Annotated in this window: 20 protein-coding genes; 9 read left to right on the forward strand and 11 right to left on the reverse strand. The window is 33.6% G+C overall.

The genetic code is table 11. The annotated features are described in order from the left end of the window. Window positions 1-78: 78 nt before the first annotated feature. Both aceA and aceB read right to left on the reverse strand, forming a co-directional pair. Window positions 79-1,359 carry an isocitrate lyase gene (aceA, locus tag GSY47_RS16755; RefSeq protein ID WP_179001466.1) on the reverse strand — a complete coding sequence of 427 codons (1,281 nt, stop codon included), beginning with the start codon at window positions 1,357-1,359 and terminating at the stop codon, window positions 79-81. A gap of 322 nt (window positions 1,360-1,681) precedes the next feature. After that, on the reverse strand, window positions 1,682-3,283 hold the full coding sequence (aceB, locus tag GSY47_RS16760; protein WP_179001468.1) for a malate synthase A: 1,602 nt from the start codon (window positions 3,281-3,283) through the stop codon (window positions 1,682-1,684). Between the two features lie 209 nt (window positions 3,284-3,492). On the opposite strand from aceB, the gene GSY47_RS16765 reads away from it, so the two are divergent. The 5 genes from GSY47_RS16765 (at window position 3,493) to GSY47_RS16785 (ending at window position 7,482) form a co-directional block, all read left to right on the forward strand. Then, a complete protein-coding gene (locus GSY47_RS16765) occupies window positions 3,493-4,974 on the forward strand; it encodes a helix-turn-helix domain-containing protein (RefSeq protein WP_179001677.1) in 1,482 nt (493 codons plus the stop codon). A 6-nt stretch (window positions 4,975-4,980) separates the two neighbouring features. Next, entirely contained in the window at window positions 4,981-5,340 is a 360-nt protein-coding gene (locus GSY47_RS16770) for a hypothetical protein (RefSeq protein ID WP_179001470.1), read from the forward strand. A 330-nt stretch (window positions 5,341-5,670) separates the two neighbouring features. Further along, entirely contained in the window at window positions 5,671-6,387 is a 717-nt protein-coding gene (locus tag GSY47_RS16775; RefSeq protein ID WP_219071486.1) for a pirin family protein, read from the forward strand. 162 nt (window positions 6,388-6,549) lie between these two features. Then, on the forward strand, window positions 6,550-6,777 hold the full coding sequence (locus GSY47_RS16780; protein ID WP_179001474.1) for a (4Fe-4S)-binding protein: 228 nt from the start codon (window positions 6,550-6,552) through the stop codon (window positions 6,775-6,777). 171 nt (window positions 6,778-6,948) lie between these two features. Further along, window positions 6,949-7,482: a YceI family protein gene (locus GSY47_RS16785; RefSeq protein WP_179001476.1), complete on the forward strand. Its 534-nt coding sequence runs from the start codon at window positions 6,949-6,951 to the stop codon at window positions 7,480-7,482. A gap of 207 nt (window positions 7,483-7,689) precedes the next feature. Here GSY47_RS16785 and GSY47_RS16790 read toward each other — a convergent pair whose 3' ends face one another. Beyond that, window positions 7,690-8,553, reverse strand: coding sequence for a helix-turn-helix domain-containing protein (locus GSY47_RS16790; RefSeq protein WP_179001478.1), 864 nt, complete (start codon window positions 8,551-8,553; stop codon window positions 7,690-7,692). A 131-nt stretch (window positions 8,554-8,684) separates the two neighbouring features. Between GSY47_RS16790 and GSY47_RS16795 the strand changes: the two genes are divergently transcribed. Both GSY47_RS16795 and fabD read left to right on the forward strand, forming a co-directional pair. Then, a complete protein-coding gene (locus GSY47_RS16795; RefSeq protein ID WP_179001480.1) occupies window positions 8,685-9,047 on the forward strand; it encodes a DUF983 domain-containing protein in 363 nt (120 codons plus the stop codon). A 73-nt stretch (window positions 9,048-9,120) separates the two neighbouring features. Then, window positions 9,121-9,993 carry an ACP S-malonyltransferase gene (fabD, locus tag GSY47_RS16800; RefSeq protein ID WP_179001482.1) on the forward strand — a complete coding sequence of 291 codons (873 nt, stop codon included), beginning with the start codon at window positions 9,121-9,123 and terminating at the stop codon, window positions 9,991-9,993. A 90-nt stretch (window positions 9,994-10,083) separates the two neighbouring features. Here fabD and GSY47_RS16805 read toward each other — a convergent pair whose 3' ends face one another. From GSY47_RS16805 to GSY47_RS16830, 6 genes are all read right to left on the reverse strand, one after another. Further along, a complete protein-coding gene (locus GSY47_RS16805; RefSeq protein WP_179001484.1) occupies window positions 10,084-10,410 on the reverse strand; it encodes a hypothetical protein in 327 nt (108 codons plus the stop codon). Further along, the gene (locus GSY47_RS16810) at window positions 10,395-10,589 is read right to left on the reverse strand and encodes a hypothetical protein (protein WP_179001486.1); all 195 of its coding nucleotides are present in this window, start codon (window positions 10,587-10,589) and stop codon (window positions 10,395-10,397) included. Before GSY47_RS16810 ends, GSY47_RS16805 begins: the two co-directional genes overlap by 16 nt. A gap of 53 nt (window positions 10,590-10,642) precedes the next feature. Beyond that, window positions 10,643-11,548, reverse strand: a complete 906-nt coding sequence (locus GSY47_RS16815) for a DMT family transporter (RefSeq protein ID WP_179001488.1) — start codon at window positions 11,546-11,548, stop codon at window positions 10,643-10,645. Between the two features lie 77 nt (window positions 11,549-11,625). Beyond that, the gene (gene galE, locus GSY47_RS16820) at window positions 11,626-12,642 is read right to left on the reverse strand and encodes a UDP-glucose 4-epimerase GalE (protein WP_179001490.1); all 1,017 of its coding nucleotides are present in this window, start codon (window positions 12,640-12,642) and stop codon (window positions 11,626-11,628) included. A 14-nt stretch (window positions 12,643-12,656) separates the two neighbouring features. Beyond that, window positions 12,657-13,097 (reverse strand): nuclear transport factor 2 family protein, encoded by a 441-nt coding sequence (locus GSY47_RS16825; RefSeq protein WP_179001492.1) that lies wholly within the window; start codon window positions 13,095-13,097, stop codon window positions 12,657-12,659. Window positions 13,098-13,100: 3 nt separating this feature from the next. Continuing rightward, window positions 13,101-14,234 carry a DegT/DnrJ/EryC1/StrS family aminotransferase gene (locus tag GSY47_RS16830; RefSeq protein WP_179001494.1) on the reverse strand — a complete coding sequence of 378 codons (1,134 nt, stop codon included), beginning with the start codon at window positions 14,232-14,234 and terminating at the stop codon, window positions 13,101-13,103. A 135-nt stretch (window positions 14,235-14,369) separates the two neighbouring features. Here GSY47_RS16830 and GSY47_RS16835 point away from each other — a divergent pair, with 135 nt between their 5' ends. Further along, window positions 14,370-15,611: a 3-deoxy-D-manno-octulosonic acid transferase gene (locus GSY47_RS16835; RefSeq protein ID WP_179001496.1), complete on the forward strand. Its 1,242-nt coding sequence runs from the start codon at window positions 14,370-14,372 to the stop codon at window positions 15,609-15,611. A 339-nt stretch (window positions 15,612-15,950) separates the two neighbouring features. Continuing rightward, complete coding sequence (locus GSY47_RS16840) at window positions 15,951-16,166, forward strand: PG1828 family lipoprotein (protein WP_091492463.1); 216 nt, start codon at window positions 15,951-15,953, stop codon at window positions 16,164-16,166. Window positions 16,167-16,290: 124 nt separating this feature from the next. On the opposite strand, the gene GSY47_RS16845 is transcribed toward GSY47_RS16840, so the two are convergent. Next, complete coding sequence (locus GSY47_RS16845; RefSeq protein ID WP_179001499.1) at window positions 16,291-16,674, reverse strand: DUF1508 domain-containing protein; 384 nt, start codon at window positions 16,672-16,674, stop codon at window positions 16,291-16,293. Window positions 16,675-16,690: 16 nt separating this feature from the next. Continuing rightward, window positions 16,691-16,896 (reverse strand): hypothetical protein (locus GSY47_RS16850; protein ID WP_219071487.1); only part of this gene is annotated, 206 nt, incomplete at its 5' end.

Genomic DNA, 16,896 nt, shown 5'->3' on the forward strand with positions numbered 1-16,896 from the left:
TTTTCCGCCACGAATTCACGAATTATTTTTTATAATCTTTGAGAATAAAAATTCGTGAATTCGTGGCGGAAAAAAAAATTAAAATTGCTCAACCTCCGTAGAATGTTTCATCGCTGTTATGGTTGATTTTCCAATCATAACGGTATTTTGAACCGCATCAAAATAAGAAGTCCCAACAAAAGCCTGGTGTTTTACCGCTCTGAATCCGTTTTTTTGCAAAGCGAATTCACGTTCCTGCAATTCAGAATATCCTGCCATTCCGCGTTCTTTGTAGGCTTTAGACAATTCGAACATACTTGTGTTTAAAGCATGGAATCCTGCTAAAGTGATAAATTGGAAACTATAGCCCATTGCTGCCAAATCTTCCCTGAATGTTTCCATTTCTGCAACTGATAATTTTGCTGCCCAATTGAAAGATGGTGAACAATTATAAGCCAACATTTTATCTGGAAATTCTTTTTTCATTGCTTTTGCAAACTTTCTCGCATAATCTAAATCTGGATTACTGGTTTCCATCCAGATTAAATCGGCATAGGGAGCATAACTTAAACCTCTTGCAATTCCCTGCTCTATTCCGTTTTTTACATAGAAAAAACCTTCAGCTGTTTTTTCTCCCGTTAAAAACTTTCTATCTCTTGGATCTGCATCGCTCGTTAATAAATTAGCCGCATCCGCATCTGTTCGGGCAACAATTAATGTTGAAACTCCCATAACATCTGAAGCTAATCTTGCCGCAATTAGTTTATTAATCGCCTCTTGCGTTGGCACCAAAACTTTTCCGCCCAAGTGTCCGCACTTTTTAGCAGAACTCAACTGATCTTCAAAATGCACTCCAGAAGCTCCAGCTTCAATCATCGACTTCATTAATTCGAAAGCATTTAGGTTTCCACCAAAACCAGCCTCGGCATCAGCCACAATCGGAACTAAATAATCTTTTCTATTTTCAATATTATTTACAGTCTGAATTTGATCAGCGCGCAGTAAAGCGTTGTTGATTTTTTTCACCACCATCGGAACGCTGTTTACCGGATAAAGTGATTGATCAGGATACATTTCGCCTGCTAAATTTGCATCAGCAGCAACTTGCCATCCGCTTAAATAAATCGCTTCTAAACCCGCGTCAACTTCTTGAATCGCTTGATTTCCAGTCAACGCTCCCAAACCCGCAACATAATCCTGACTTTTTAACTTTCTCCATAATTTCTCTGCACCCATTTTTGCAATAGAATGCTCAATATGATACGATCCCTGAAGCGTCACAACTTCAGTCGCAGTGTAAGGACGTTCAACGCCTTTCCATCTTGGGTTCGTAATCCAATCGTTAATCAATTCCTGAATTCTGTCTTCTGTTGTTTTCATAAATAGTATAGTTAAGTTGGTTAGTAAGTAATAGTGTTCAGTTCACAGTTAAAAGTGTTCAGTTTTTAACTGGATGCATTTTTTAAACACATAGAAACATAGTTCATCTTTGTGGTTAAAGGCGTTTCACTTGTTTCAATGCACATAGCTATGTGTGAAAAACTAGTTTTTTTCTTCTTCCTTTTTATGTAAAAACTAAAACCTATGTTTCTATGTGTTTAAGCTATTTAAGACTAAATTTTATCTGCCTGATCTGCTAAATCTGCGGGAAAAAATTATTCGCTCGCAGATTTGGCAGATTGAGCAGATTTTAAAAAAGCTTTTATAAATATTTATAGCATGGAATCGTCAAGAAATCCACAAAGTGCAGGTTTACAACCAATCTTTCCAGCATTTTTTCAGCTAATGGAAATTGCTGTTTTTCGTGATTTTCTGTTCCTAATTCTTCCTTGATTTTTCTGAATTCATCTAAAGCCAATTCATGATAATACGCTAAATCTAATTTTCTACCATTATCCAAAATCACTTTATTCTGAAGCCATTGCCACAATTGCGATCTCGAAATTTCCGCAGTTGCTGCATCTTCCATTAAATTGTGCAAAGCTGCAGCGCCTTGTCCGTTCAACCATGAAGCCAAGTACAAAATCGCAACATTGATGTTTTTCCTAACACCGTTTTCTGTAATCAATCCAATTGGTGGTTCGATCAAATCTGTTTCTGTAATTCTTCGATGTTCTCTTTTTACATGAATCTGATTTGGCGTTGGCATTCCTTTATCAAAAATGGCTTTCGCTATTGCAACTAAATCTGGATGCGCGACCCAGGTTCCATCGTGGCCGTTTCGAACTTCACGTTCTTTATCGGTTTTTACTTTCGCGAAAGCGACAGCATTTGCTTCTTCATTATTCTTAATTGGAATCTGTGCTGCCATTCCGCCAATCGCATGAATACCACGTTTATGACATCTCTGGATAACCAAATTGGAATAGGCATTCATAAATGGCGAAGTCATATTTACCTGATCACGATCTGGAACGATGAATTTTGGATTTTTTCTAAACTTTTTGATATAAGAGAAAATATAATCCCAGCGTCCACAGTTCAAGCCAACGATATGTTCTTTTAATTCATAGATGATTTCGTCTAACTGAAAACTTGCCGTTATGGTCTCAATTAAAACCGTCACTTTTACTGTACCTCGTTTCAGATTCAGATAATCTTCTGTAAAATCAATTACAGTATTCCACCATCTTGCTTCCAGATAATGTTCCAATTTCGGAATATAGAAATATGGGGCAGAGTTGTTTTCTAGAAGTTTTTTATGATTATGAAACACATACAAACCAAAATCTACCAAAGAACCCGAAACTTCATTTCCTTCAATTAAAACATGCTTTTCAGGCAAATGCAGACCTCTTGGTCGAACAATCAACGTAGCAATTTTTTCATTCAAATGATAGGATTTTTGTTTTACCAAATCTGTAAACGTGATGGTCTTGTTTACTGCATCAATTAAATTCACTTGTCCGTCCATTAGATTTTGCCAGGTTGGCGAAGTGCTGTCTTCAAAATCGGCCATGAAAGTTTTTGCACCGGAATTCAATGCATTGATAATCATCTTGCGATCAACCGGGCCGGTTATTTCTACTCTTCGGTCTAATAAATCTTTAGGAATTTCACCAGCAGTCCAATTTCCTTCTCGGATACTTTTTGTTTCCGGAATAAAAACCGGCATGATTCCCTGATCAAAAGTGACTTGTTTTTGTTCTCTCTGTAAAAGCAATAGTTTTCGTTGTGATTCGAATTTTCTATGCAATTCGGTTATAAAAACAATCGCTTCTTCTGTCCAGATTTTTGGATAACGAAGCTTTTTTTCGGCTAAAAATTCCATTGCCGTTTCGATAATTTCAGTTTGGTTTTTCATAGCTGTGGTTTTATTTTTTTATTGACCAGCCATTGAATTGTTTTTGAGTTCGACTTGCCTTAAAAAAGCAAAAACAACTTAACAAATTAATAGCTAATAAGTTTTACACCACAATGTTACAAAAAGTTTTTGATAAAAATAGCGAACGTTCGCTAAAATTTAAAAATATTTTTTTGGCGATTATTTTTAAATCGATTACATTTGATATTATGGATATCGAAAAAGACTATATAAAGCTGATATTTGGGCTAAAACTAAAGCAGGTTAGGATTCAAAAAAATCTTTCGCTTTTTGGCTTAGCCAAATTGACCAATCTTTCAAAATCGTACTTAAACGAGATTGAAAAGGGAAAAAAATATCCAAAAACAGATAAAATTTTGCTGCTATGCGAACATTTGGACGTGACTTACGACCAAATGGTATCATTAAAACTTGATAACAACCTTGCTCCTATTGGAGAAATCTTAAAATCCGGAATTTTAAAAGAGATTCCGCTAGAGTTATTTGGAATTCAGGAAGCCGATTTAATTGATATTATTGCCAATGCTCCGGCAAAAGTTAATGCGTTTATCAGTACAATTTTTGAAATTGCCCAGCATTATAATTTAAGCCGTGAAAGTTTCTTTTTGGCTTCTTTACGTTCGTATCAGGAAGCGCACAGCAATTATTTTGAAGATTTAGAAGAGAAAGTAATTTCGTTTTCAAAGTCTTTTCAGATTAATCTGGATTCTAAAATCAGCATTGAGGAATTAGAAGCCATTTTAAAAGAAGAATACGAATACATCATTAAAGACATTGCTTTTACCGATCAGGAAGCATTGGGCGATTTACGTTCGATTTATGTTCCAAAAAGCAAGACTTTATTACTTTCTACAGAACTCGATGCGCCGCAGAAAGCTTTTATTTTAGCAAAAGAAATTGCCTATAATTATCTAAAAATATCAGATCGTCTACTGACTTTCAGCTGGATTAAATTTGACAATTTTGATCAAGTTTTAAACAATTTCTACGCTTCTTATTTTGCAGGTGCTTTAATACTTCCCAGAAAATTAGTTGTCGATAAAATCAATTCTTTTTTAGAAAATGAAAATCCAAAACCCGAGGAATTTGTTCAGTTAATTGAAAGTTTTGAGGTTTCGCCTGAATCTTTTTATCAGCGATTGACTAATTTACTGCCAAAGGATTTCCAATTAAAGAATCTTTTCTTTTTAAGATTATCACACCGAATTGGTTCTGATGTCTATCAAATCAACAAAGAATTACACATTACACATCAGCAGGAACCGCACGCTAACGAAACCAACGAACATTATTGCAGAAGATGGGTTTCAGTAAAAACAATTGACGAAGCCATCAAACAAAACAAATCTCATTTTTTTGATGCACAAATATCTAGTTACGCGAATAGCGGAAACGAATATTTAGTATTTTCATCGGCTACAAAAGATCCTTTTTTGCATGATACTATTCGAAGTATTTCTGTTGGGATCTTGATAAATCCAACAATGAAAAAGAAATTCAAGTTTATTGAAGGCAAACCTTTGGTCAAAAGAATTGTTGGTGTAACTTGCGAAACCTGTGCCGTTCAGGATTGTTTAGAAAGAGCTGCTCCTCCTGTAGTTTTAGAAAGAAAAAAACGCCATGAGAATACAGATTTGGTGGTGCAGCAGTTTATCAATCAATACAGTTAGAATCTTATGAAATATTTTGCTTTAATAATGACTCTGTTTTTCATCAACTTCAACCAGAAAACAGATAAGCTCACTGGCCGTTACAATTATTTGATTGAAGACGAAGGTTCTTATATCCTGAAAGACAAAATTACTTTTAACGATAGTGTTTTTAAGTTTGATAACAAATTCCTGCCAAAAGGAAAAGTATCTTATGGCAATGCAATATTGCTGGATAATTTCATTAATACCGATTTGATTATTACCATTCCAAAAGATCAGATTACAAAAGATACGATTCCTTTTTTTATGCACGACAAGCAAAGTCCTGTTGCAAATTATCTTGATGTAATAACCGGAAAAGGAAAATTGATTAGGATTAAATAGTTTATTCTGTTTCCTATCCGCATACTTGTCATTCCTGACAAACTATACGATTATACTTTACGTCCAAAACAAAACTTCTGAAAACAAAAACCTCTAATCTAGCCCCGATAGAAGTGGAAATCCTTTTGTGTCTCGTTTCTTTAACGAGACACAAAAGATTGTAACGGATAGCGGGACTAATGGTCTTTTGAAAACTAAAATCTCTGCTCCAAAAAAAACTTAACCTTTCAGCACCTTAGCTCCTTAGAATCTTTTCTTAACCTAGATTAAGTGCTTTTCGCTTACCGTGGTGGTATCTTTGTACTATCAAAATAAATAAAAGACAAAATCATGGAAAATATAGTATTGCACAAAGCAGAATCAAGAGGAAATGCAAATCACGGATGGCTGAACGCTTATCATAGTTTTAGTTTTGCAAGCTGGTACAATCCAGACAGAATTCAATTTGGAGCGCTTCGTGTTTTGAACGATGATACGATTGCGGGCGGAATGGGCTTTGGAACGCATCCTCATGATAATATGGAAATTATTACGATTCCGCTTGAAGGAGATTTGGCTCATAAAGACAGCATGGGAAATACTGAAATTATCAAAAATGGTGATATTCAGGTTATGAGTGCTGGAACTGGAGTTCAACACAGTGAGTTTAACCCAAATGCAGATCAACAGACTAAATTGCTGCAAATATGGTTGTTCCCAAACAAAAGAAATGTTACGCCACGTTACCAACAAATTACTTTGGATGTTGCGGACAGACATAATAAATTATCTCAAATTTTATCTCCAAATGCTGATGATGAAGGAGTTTGGATTCACCAAAATGCTTGGTTCAACATGGGGAATTTTGATGCCGGAATCGCAACTGAATACAAAATCAAAAAAGAAGGAAACGGAGTTTATGCTTTCGTTTTAAAAGGAAATGTTACGATCAACGGTCAGGAATTAAAAAGCCGTGATGCAGTTGGAATTTCAGGAACTGACATTTTAAACATTAAAGCGAATACAGATGCTGAATTTTTATTAATGGATGTTCCGATGAATTATTAATTCGTAAAACAATATTTTTACCTGTACCTTGAAACGATAAAAAATCTGTTAATCAGACTATTATCGTTTCTTTTTTGTGCAATTTTAAAAAAGAAAGGCTAACTTTATAATAAAAAAATTGGTCTGACTTTAAAATTAAACTAATCCTTAAAATTTTAAACCATGAACCCAAATAACCTCACTAAAGAATATACAAACGGAGAAGTTACTATTGTATGGCAATCTGGAAAATGTATTCACTCGGCCAATTGTGTCAAAAACAATCCGGATGTTTTTCGCCCAAAAGAAAAACCGTGGATTACTCCAGAACAATCTACAACTGAAAAAATAATTTCTACTATTAACAAATGTCCATCGGGAGCGTTGACATTTTATATGAATAAACAATAAATAACCAAAAAACCTAACAGATTTTAAAAACCTGTTAGGTCTCTACACAAAATGTGATAACCAAAAACTTATCGCATTTTTTATTTCTTAATCTAGGTTAAGTGCTTCAGGACAACTGTCACCGTAACTTTGTCCTATCACAATGAAATTAATTATTTAAAAAATAAAATTATGGCAACTACAAAATGGTCAATTGACCCAACTCACTCAGAAATTGGTTTTAAAGTTAAACACATGATGTTTACTAATGTTTCAGGAAAATTTGGAACTTATGATGCTTCTGCAATCACAGAAGGAGATAGTTTTGATAATGCAGATTTCAGTTTTTCTGCGGATATCGCTTCAATCGACACGGCAAATGCAGATCGTGACGGACATTTAAGAAGCGGTGATTTCTTTGATGCTGAGAATCATCCAAAATTAACTTTCAAATCTTCTGCTTTCAAAAAAATCAACGATGGAGAATATGAATTAACTGGAGATTTAGACATTAAAGGTGTTTCTAAAACAGTAAAATTCCCGGTTGAATTTAGCGGCATCATGACTGATCCTTGGGGAAATACAAAAGTAGGTTTAAGCATAGAAGGAAAAATCAATCGTAAAGATTGGGGTTTAAACTGGAACTCAGCTCTTGAAACTGGAGGTGTTTTAGTGGGCGAAGAAGTTCGTTTGAACATTGAATTACAATTTGTAAAACAAGCCTAATCAGGTTTTAGATTTAATTGGTTGGTTATTAAAAGCTCTGCATTTTGCAGAGCTTTTTTTGTTAGCCACGAATTCACGAATTTATTTATCCGAAATGCTGGAAATATTTAATGCCACAGATTAAAATGATAATTTGGATTAAATCTGTGAAAATCCTCTAATCTATGGCAAAATAAAAAATAATTCGTGAATTCGTGGCTAAAAAAATCAACGCACAGTGTTTCTAAATTCTGTTGGCGAGATTCCTGTTTGTTTTTTGAAGAATCGGGAGAAATAGGAATAATCTTCGTAGCCTACTTTAAAAGCTACTTCGTTTACCGCTAATTGTTTGTCGATTAGCATTCGTTTTATTTCTAGGATTACGCGGTCTGTGATCACTTCTGTGGCTGTTTTTTGAAGAATTTCATTGCAGATTCTGTTTAGATGTTTTAGCGTGATATTTAATTTTTCTGCGTAGAAAGAGGGCAGTTTTTCTGTTCTGAAATATTCTTCTAAAAGCGATTCGAACTTGTTGATTTTAATGTTGTACGAATGAGTTTGATGCGAATAAGTTTCACTGTATTTTCTTGACACTTCAATATGAATACAGTCTAGCAGATTTAGTAATTTATCTAACTGAAATTTATTGTCCTGACTGTTTTCCTGAATCAGCAGATCGAAATACGGAAGGATTTTTGGAAGTTCTTTTTCTTCAAAAACCATTTCCGGTCTATTATGAATAGAGTGATAAAAATTATAATCGTTGATTTTTTTCTGTCCGAAATACAAATTATACAATTCCTGCGAAAAGATAATTACAAAGCCTTCAATATCTCCGGACAAACTCCAATGATGCATTTGTCCTGGCTGTAACACAAAAAGACTCCCTCTTTTTATTTCAAACTGATCAAAATCGACTTCATGCAATCCAGAGCCTTTAGTAAAAAACACCATCAAATACGAATCGTGCCGATGCGGTTCTTCGACAAAACTGTGGCTTTTTAAATGTTCTTTAAAAGTATTCACATAAAAATCCCTGTGAATATCGTTACAGCTAAAGCTCTGAACACTATAAATGGGATACTTTTTCATTTTGGAATTTGGATTTTATTTTTTGAAATTTAAATCAAAAATGTCTTTATTGTGCTATAATAAGCGAAGATATAAAAAAGAGATTTATAAAACTCTGATTTACTTTTGTATAAACAAAAAATAGCAAGATCATGTCAAATGCATTAACTCATATTTTTAAAAACGAATGTCCTGTTTGTCACAAAGGAAAAGTATTTACAGATAAAAACATTTTTCTGAATTTTAGCTTTCCCAAAATGAATGAATACTGTAGTCACTGTCATTACAAATTCCAAAAAGAACCAGGTTATTTCTTTGGCGCCATGTACGTAAACTACGGATTAACCGTGGCTCAGGGAATTGCAACGTATTGCATTGCACAGTTTTTCTTTGAAAAGAATTTTGATTTTAGAATCTTTCCAATCATCGTCGCTGCAATTGTTTTATTCACTCCTTTTAATCTGAGATTTTCAAGATTAGCATGGATTTATATGTTTAAGGATTATACAAGCTAAAAAAATAGTACTTTTGCGCACCAATTGAAACTAATTTTCAATTTTAAAAAAAAGCAAAAATTAAATTAGACAAATGAAAGCATACGTATTTCCAGGTCAAGGTGCGCAATTCACAGGAATGGGTAAAGACCTTTATGAAAATTCGGCTTTAGCCAAAGAATTATTTGAAAAAGCTAATGAAATATTAGGTTTCAGAATCACAGATATCATGTTTGAAGGTACTGCCGAAGAACTAAAAGAAACTAAAGTTACACAGCCAGCTGTATTTTTACACTCTGTTATTTTAGCGAAAACTTTAGAAGATTTCAAACCAGAAATGGTTGCAGGACATTCATTAGGCGAATTTTCAGCTTTGGTTGCTAACGGAACTTTATCTTTTGAAGATGGTTTAAAATTAGTTTCTCAACGTGCTTTAGCGATGCAGAAAGCCTGTGAAATTACTCCATCTACAATGGCGGCAGTTTTAGGTTTAGCTGATAATATTGTGGAAGAAGTTTGTGCTTCTATCGACGGTGTTGTGGTTGCAGCAAATTACAACTGCCCAGGACAATTAGTAATTTCAGGAGAAACTTCAGCAGTTGAAAAAGCTTGTGAAGCGATGAAAGCAGCTGGAGCAAAACGGGCGCTGATTTTACCAGTTGGAGGTGCTTTCCACTCTCCAATGATGGAACCTGCAAGAGAAGAATTAGCAGCTGCAATCGAAGCAACTACTTTCTCTACTCCAAGCTGTCCAGTTTACCAAAACGTTACAGCAAACGCTGTTTCAGACGCTACAGAAATTAAAAAGAACTTAATCATTCAATTAACCGCTCCTGTAAAATGGACGCAATCTGTACAACAAATGATTGCCGACGGTGCTACTTTGTTTACTGAAGTTGGTCCTGGAAAAGTTTTAACTGGTTTGATTAACAAAATTGATAAAGAAGCTGCTACGGCTAATGCTTAATTAGTATTCAGTCGCAGTCACAGTTTTCAGTTACTGCTTTATAAATAAAAAATCCTCATAGCCTTTAATTGGTTTATGAGGATTTTGTTTTTATAGCTCTTTTGCTTCTTCGTTATGATTATTTAAAATTCCGGTTATTAAATAATTTTGATTTCTTTTTTCAAAGAAAATATACCAAGTGGTTCTTGAATTGGATTTATAAAAAATATAATCAGCTCCTAAATACTGCAACGAATACGGGGTTTTCTTTTGAGGAAATTTCTTTATTCTTTCCGAAACAGCATCGTAGATATTAGAAACATATTCTTCCGCAGATTCTATGAAGCCAAAATACTCTTCTTTATATAAAGTTATAACCAAATCATCTAAAAATTGTATTACCTCTGGCGTATAAATAACTCCTATTTCCCCCACCATTCTCTAATCCTTCTAATCGATTCTGCTTTTGCCTGCTCTGGAGTTAATCCCTTTGCAAATTCAGCATCAAAATCAAAAGTTTCACGGTCAATTCCTTTGAATTTCGTTTTTTGAGTTTCGTAGTCAGTTGCAGGTTCTTCAACCTTATTTTTCTTTTCATTTTCATTATCCGAATTCATAATTCCTACATTTTTAATTCTTACAAATTTATAAAAATAAATTGAATCAAAATTTACAAAGCTTTCTTTTCCTTCTTCTTATAATTTACAATAAAAACTCCAAGAATAATAAGCACGGTAGCAATAATAAAATCAACTGTAATTATTTCATCCAAAAGCAACCAGCCTAGAAAAACAGCAATTATTGTATTTACATAAGATAAAATAGAAACCTGAACTGCTGTAACATGTTTTAAAGCGTAATTATAACAGAAAAAAGCAATCACCGAACCAAAAACAGATAAATACAAAGCCGCAAAAACACTCTTTGAACTCCAAGAATTAAAGTCTGGATTTGGCGAAAAAATCGAAGCCAAAACTAACTGAATACAAGATGCGATTATAAATTGGTAAAACAAATTGAGCGTTATATTTTTCGATTTATTAGCATGCGTTTTGGTATAAATTGTTCCAGCTGCCCAAGCTAAAATTGCAAATCCCATAAACATCATTCCTGTTCTATAATTAGCATCTAAAAATGATCCGAGTCCATCTTTAAAGATAAAAACTACTCCTGAAAATCCAATAATTACACCTACAAATCCTTTTAAACTCATTTTTTGCAATCTAAAAAGAATACTTCCTAAGAAAATAAGAATTGGAGTCAGCGCATTTATAACCGATGCCAGTCCACTAGGAATATTCTGCTCTGCAATTGTCGTAAAACCATTTGCAATCACAAGCATTAAAACTGAAGCAATAAGCTGTTGTTTAAAATTCTCCCATCCAATCCATTTTAATTCTTTTTTGAATAATAAAATGGTCATCATAATTAATCCCGCAAGACCCTGACGAATTGAAGTTACAAACCAAGGCGGAATAGTTTCAACCGCAACGCGGATTCCTAAAAACGTTGTTCCCCAAATAATTCCAACAGCGGCAAGAGAAAATATTAATTTATAATCTAAATTTTGTTTCATAAAAATACCATTAAAAAAAGATCCCAAACTATATTACTATAATCTGGGATCTTAAAAATTTATAATTTTATTAAAAATTATTTATTCCTCACTTTTTGTTCCCATTTCCAAGCACTAGCCATAGCTTCATCTAAACTTAGTTCAGCCTTCCATCCTAAGACATTATTTGCTTTATCTGTATTTGCATAAGCTTCCGTAACATCTCCCTCACGGCGAGGCATAATTTTGTACGGCAGTTTTTTATCGCTAACTTTTTCAAAACTATGAATCACTTCTAAAACAGAACTTCCCGTTCCTGTTCCTAAATTGAAAGTTTCAACTTTTGCTAAATTCTTTTTATTTAATAATCGTTGTAAGGCAATTACGTGGGCTTTTGCTAAATCCACTACGTGAATGTAATCACGAACAGCTGTTCCGTCTGATGTTGGGTAATCATTTCCAAAAACAGATAATTCCTGGCGTAAACCAACTCCTGTTTGTGTAATAAACGGAACTAAATTCTGAGGAACTCCCAAAGGCAATTCCCCAATTTGAACTGATTCGTGTGCTCCAATCGGATTAAAATAACGTAATAAAACAGCGCTGATGTTGGTAACTTTTGCAGTATCTGTAATAATTTCTTCTCCAATCTGTTTTGTATTTCCATAAGGAGACATTGCTACCTGAACTGGAGCATCTTCTGTAATAGGCATTTTTTCGGCTTGTCCGTAAACTGTACAAGAAGAGCTGAAAATAAAACTAGCTTCTGGTTTTTCTTTCAATTCCTGCAATAAATACACTAAACTGTTGATATTGTTTTCATAATACAACAATGGATTTTCAACACTTTCACCAACCGCTTTTGAAGCAGCAAAATGAATTACTCCTGTAACATCATTGTGTTTTTTAAAGAAATCCTGAACGGCACTTTTTTCTCTTAAATCAATTTTCTCAAACAAAGGTGTTTTTCCCGTAATGGCTGTAATACCACCTAAAACATCTTCTGAAGAATTGGAAAGATTATCAATTATCACTACGTCATAGCCTTCATTTTGCAATTCGACTACAGTATGAGATCCAATAAACCCAAGTCCTCCTGTTACTAATACTTTCATTTTGCGGTTGTTTTTTATGTAGTTAATTTATAAGCCTGCCTAGCAATAAGAATCCATTTGTTTTTTTGCTTTTGCCAAACCAGCATTATCCCTATTTTAATATCTCTATCTATTCCATCATCTTTGGTATGAGCCGACAAAACATGCCTAACTATAGCCACATCATTCTGAACACTTATAGTCTGATTCTGAAAATCAATTGACACAAAATCAGATTTACCACTTACGATTCCGTCTATAAATTCAGCTTGGTTTTGAAAATTACCATTAGAATGAACGTAAGATAACTGAGCTGAAGTTAAAGCTTTTAATTTTGCACCATCAGCATCAATCATTGCTTGACGCAATATTTCCACTTGACTACTCACAGCGTTCTCTTCTTTAGAATTCGTTTTTTGAGCCAAAACCGAAAACTGAAGAAATACCATCAAAATTAAAAGACCAGCTCTTCTCATATTTTATTTATTTAAAAATTCTAAAACAGAATCAGTTATAAATTTAATCTGCTCATCATCAAGCTCTGTATGCATTGGCAAAGCGATTACTTCCTGCACTAATTGATTTGTAACAGGAAACTGTTCTTCTTTGTAACGAGGATCTAGATATGCTTTTTGAGAGTGCAACGGAATTGGATAATAAATAGCACAAGGAATTCCTTTGTCTAACAAATGCTGCATTAAAGCATTTCTATCAGCATCTAAAATTCTTAACACATATTGATGGAAAACGTGATCATTTTCGTTTGCATCAAAATCAGGAGTAATAATTTTTGCATTTCCAGCAAAAGCCGCATTGTATTTGGTTGCAGCTAAACGACGCGCCGCATTATACTCATCTAAAAGAGGAAGTTTTGTATTTAAAACTCCAGCCTGAATACTATCTAAACGAGAATTTACCCCCACAACATCATGATGGTAACGCTCGTACATTCCGTGATTTACGATTCCGCGGATGATGTGAGCCAATTTATCATCATTTGTAAAAATTGCTCCTCCATCTCCATAACAACCTAAGTTTTTAGAAGGAAAGAATGAAGTTGCCGCAACATGTCCAATTACACCAACTTTTGTTTTTGCACCAGATTTAGAAATATAATCAGCACCAATTGCTTGTGCATTATCTTCAATTACATATAAATTATGCTCAGCAGCAATTTCCATAATCGCATCCATGTTTGCGGCACGTCCAAATAAATGAACCGGAACAATTGCTTTTGTTTTTGGTGTAATAGCTTTTTTTAGTGCTTCAACATCAATGTTCATGTTATGCAAATCAACATCAACCAAAACTGGAGTCAATTGCAACAAGGCAATTACCTCAACTGTAGCCGCAAAAGTAAAATCGGCTGTAATAACCTCGTCACCTGGTTTCAAATCTAACCCCATCATGGCAATCTGTAAAGCATCGGTACCATTTGCGCAAGGAATAACATGTTTCACCCCCAAATAGTCTTCAAGATTTTTTTGAAACTGATGAACTAAAGGTCCGTTAATATAGGTATTGGTATCTAAAACTTCTTGAATTGAAGCGTCTACGGTAGATTTTATTTTTTCGTATTGACTCTTTAAGTCAACCATTTGTATTTTTTTCATTTTTGAATAATGTTTAAAATTAAAGACTCTATTTCAGACAGAAATCTCTAAAAGGAGGAACAAAAATAGTTATTAATAGCTTCAAACCAATGAAAATAGTAGAAAGAAATGTAATTTAGCCACAAAAAAAATTACATGCTTTTTTTATACAACCTAACCCTATACGTCGCAGGATTTTTCTTAAGAATAATAGCACTATTTAGTCCGAAAATTAAGCTTTTTATTGAAGGCCGAAAAAACGTCTTTTCGATATTGGAAGAAAAAATCAAAACAGAAGACAAAACCATTTGGTTTCATTCTGCTTCGCTTGGCGAATACGAACAAGGCCTGCCTGTTATAGAAAAAATCAAAGAAAAATTCCCTTCTCATAAAATAATTGTAACCTTTTTTTCTCCATCTGGATACGAAGTGCGTAAAAATAACACAGTTGCTGATGCTACAGTCTACCTTCCTCTTGACACTAAAAGCAATGCCAAACGTTTTTTAAAATTAGTACACCCAGAATTTGCATTTTTCATCAAATACGAATTTTGGCTCAACTATTTGAAAGAGCTGGAAAAAAGCAAAACCCCAACTTATTTAATTTCTGGTATTTTCAGAGACAACCAAATGTTTTTTAAATGGTACGGCGGATTTTATCGAAATGCCTTAAAAGCTTTTACTTATTTCTTTGTTCAGAATGAAAGTTCAAAACAAAAAATTGAAGCTATTGGTTTTAATAATGTAATTGTTTCTGGCGATACTCGTTTTGATAGAGTTGCCGCAATTTTAGAAAGAGATAATTCTCTTGATTATGTCGAAAATTTTAAAAACAATCAACAAACTATTGTAATTGGAAGTTCTTGGCCAAAAGATGAAGTTTTAATTGCTGAATACATTAATCAAGCGCCTGAAAACGTAAAATTTATCATTGCACCGCATAACATTAAAGCAGATCAGATTTCAAATCTTAAATCACAACTTAAAAAACCGACTATTTTATTTTCAGAAAAAGAAAATAAAGATTTATCTAAGTACAATGTCTTTATAATTGATACTATTGGAATTTTAACAAAAATCTACAGCTACGGAACAATTGCTTATATTGGAGGGGGATTCGGAAATCCAGGAATTCATAACATCTTAGAACCAGCGACCTTTGGAATTCCAATAGTAATTGGCCCCAATTACGCCAATTTTGCCGAGGCCGTTTCTCTGGTAGAATTAAAAGGATGTACCGTTATTTCCAATACAAATGAATTAAAAGCAATTTTTGATAAATTACTTTCCGACAGTTCTTTCTTTAAAGAGAAAAGTGAAATATGCAAATCGTTCATTCAAAGCAACAAAGGAGCAACTGAAACCATATTAAAAAACGTCTTACAGGCTATCAAATAGTAAATTACAAAGCAATCTAAGACGTTTTTATGAAAATTAAACTGACTAAAACCTGTTTTCAGAAAACATGATTATTTACAAAAACGCTTAAAAAACAAAACAAACCACAACAAATCCAATTAAAAGAGCCAAAACAACGATAGAATTTTCAACAAAAAATAATTTACACAAAACATACAATAATATATATTATTTTTCATATTTTGGCATATTATTTGATAACTAAGATAATCGTGAGTAAGGAAAATATTTTAAAAAAAAAGTGAAAAAATATTTTACGTATTAAAAAATTTATATCTTTGCCACGAATTAATAATTAACCTTTTATAATAAAGTAAGATGAAAAAAGTATTTTTAAGTTTAGCTGTTGTTGCTGTTTTAACTGTTGTATCTTGTAAAAAAGCTGACGCTGCTGCTACAGAAGCTGCTGTAGATTCTACTGCTGTAACTGTTGATTCTGCTGCTGCTGTTGTTGATTCTGCTGCTGCAACTGTTGATTCTGCTGCTGCTAAAGTTGATTCTGCTGCTGCTAAAGTAGAAGAAGTAAAAAAATAATTAGAACCTAAGTTCTAACGATTTTAAAACCATCTTTAGAAGATGGTTTTTTTTATGATCAATTTTAAAAAAAAATGATCAAACCCAAATAAAAAAGCGTCTGCAACTGCAAACGCTTTTTTTTCTATTCCGCCGCCTCTTCAAGTTCCTCTTCTATATCTTCATCCCCAAAAATTGATTCACTCGAAGAAAAATCTAAAATTTCCGACCTAGAAGAATAAGTCACAATCTCTTTAATTCCTTTCTGCAAAAGCAATTCCGTACTATATTTTCGACTTGTAGCAAAGTGAGCATCCCCAAGCATCAATTTAAAAAAATACTTCCCTCCAGAACCTTTAAATTTCAAAAACCTTGCCTGCTCAATATTTGCTTTAAATTTCTCAATATCTTCTTCACACTCAAATCGCAGCTCATAACTCAAACTCGTAAAAATTACTTTTCCTCTTCGAGAAGTAAACGTAAATTTGTATTCATCATTAAACCGCTTACTAATTACAAAAGCACCCATTTAGAAATTTTAGATTTTAGATTGTTGATTTTTTCTGAGATTCTGAGATTCTGAGATTCTGAGATTCTGAGATTCTGAGATTCTGAGATTCTGAGATTCTGAGATTCTGAGATTCTGAGATTCTGAGATTCTGAGATTCTGAGATTCTGAGATTCTGAGATTCTGAGATTCTGAGATTCTGAGATTCTGAGATTCTGAGATTCTGAGATTCTGAGATTCTGA

Source organism: Flavobacterium quisquiliarum (assembly GCF_019308285.1).
GTDB classification, from domain to species: domain Bacteria; phylum Bacteroidota; class Bacteroidia; order Flavobacteriales; family Flavobacteriaceae; genus Flavobacterium; species Flavobacterium quisquiliarum.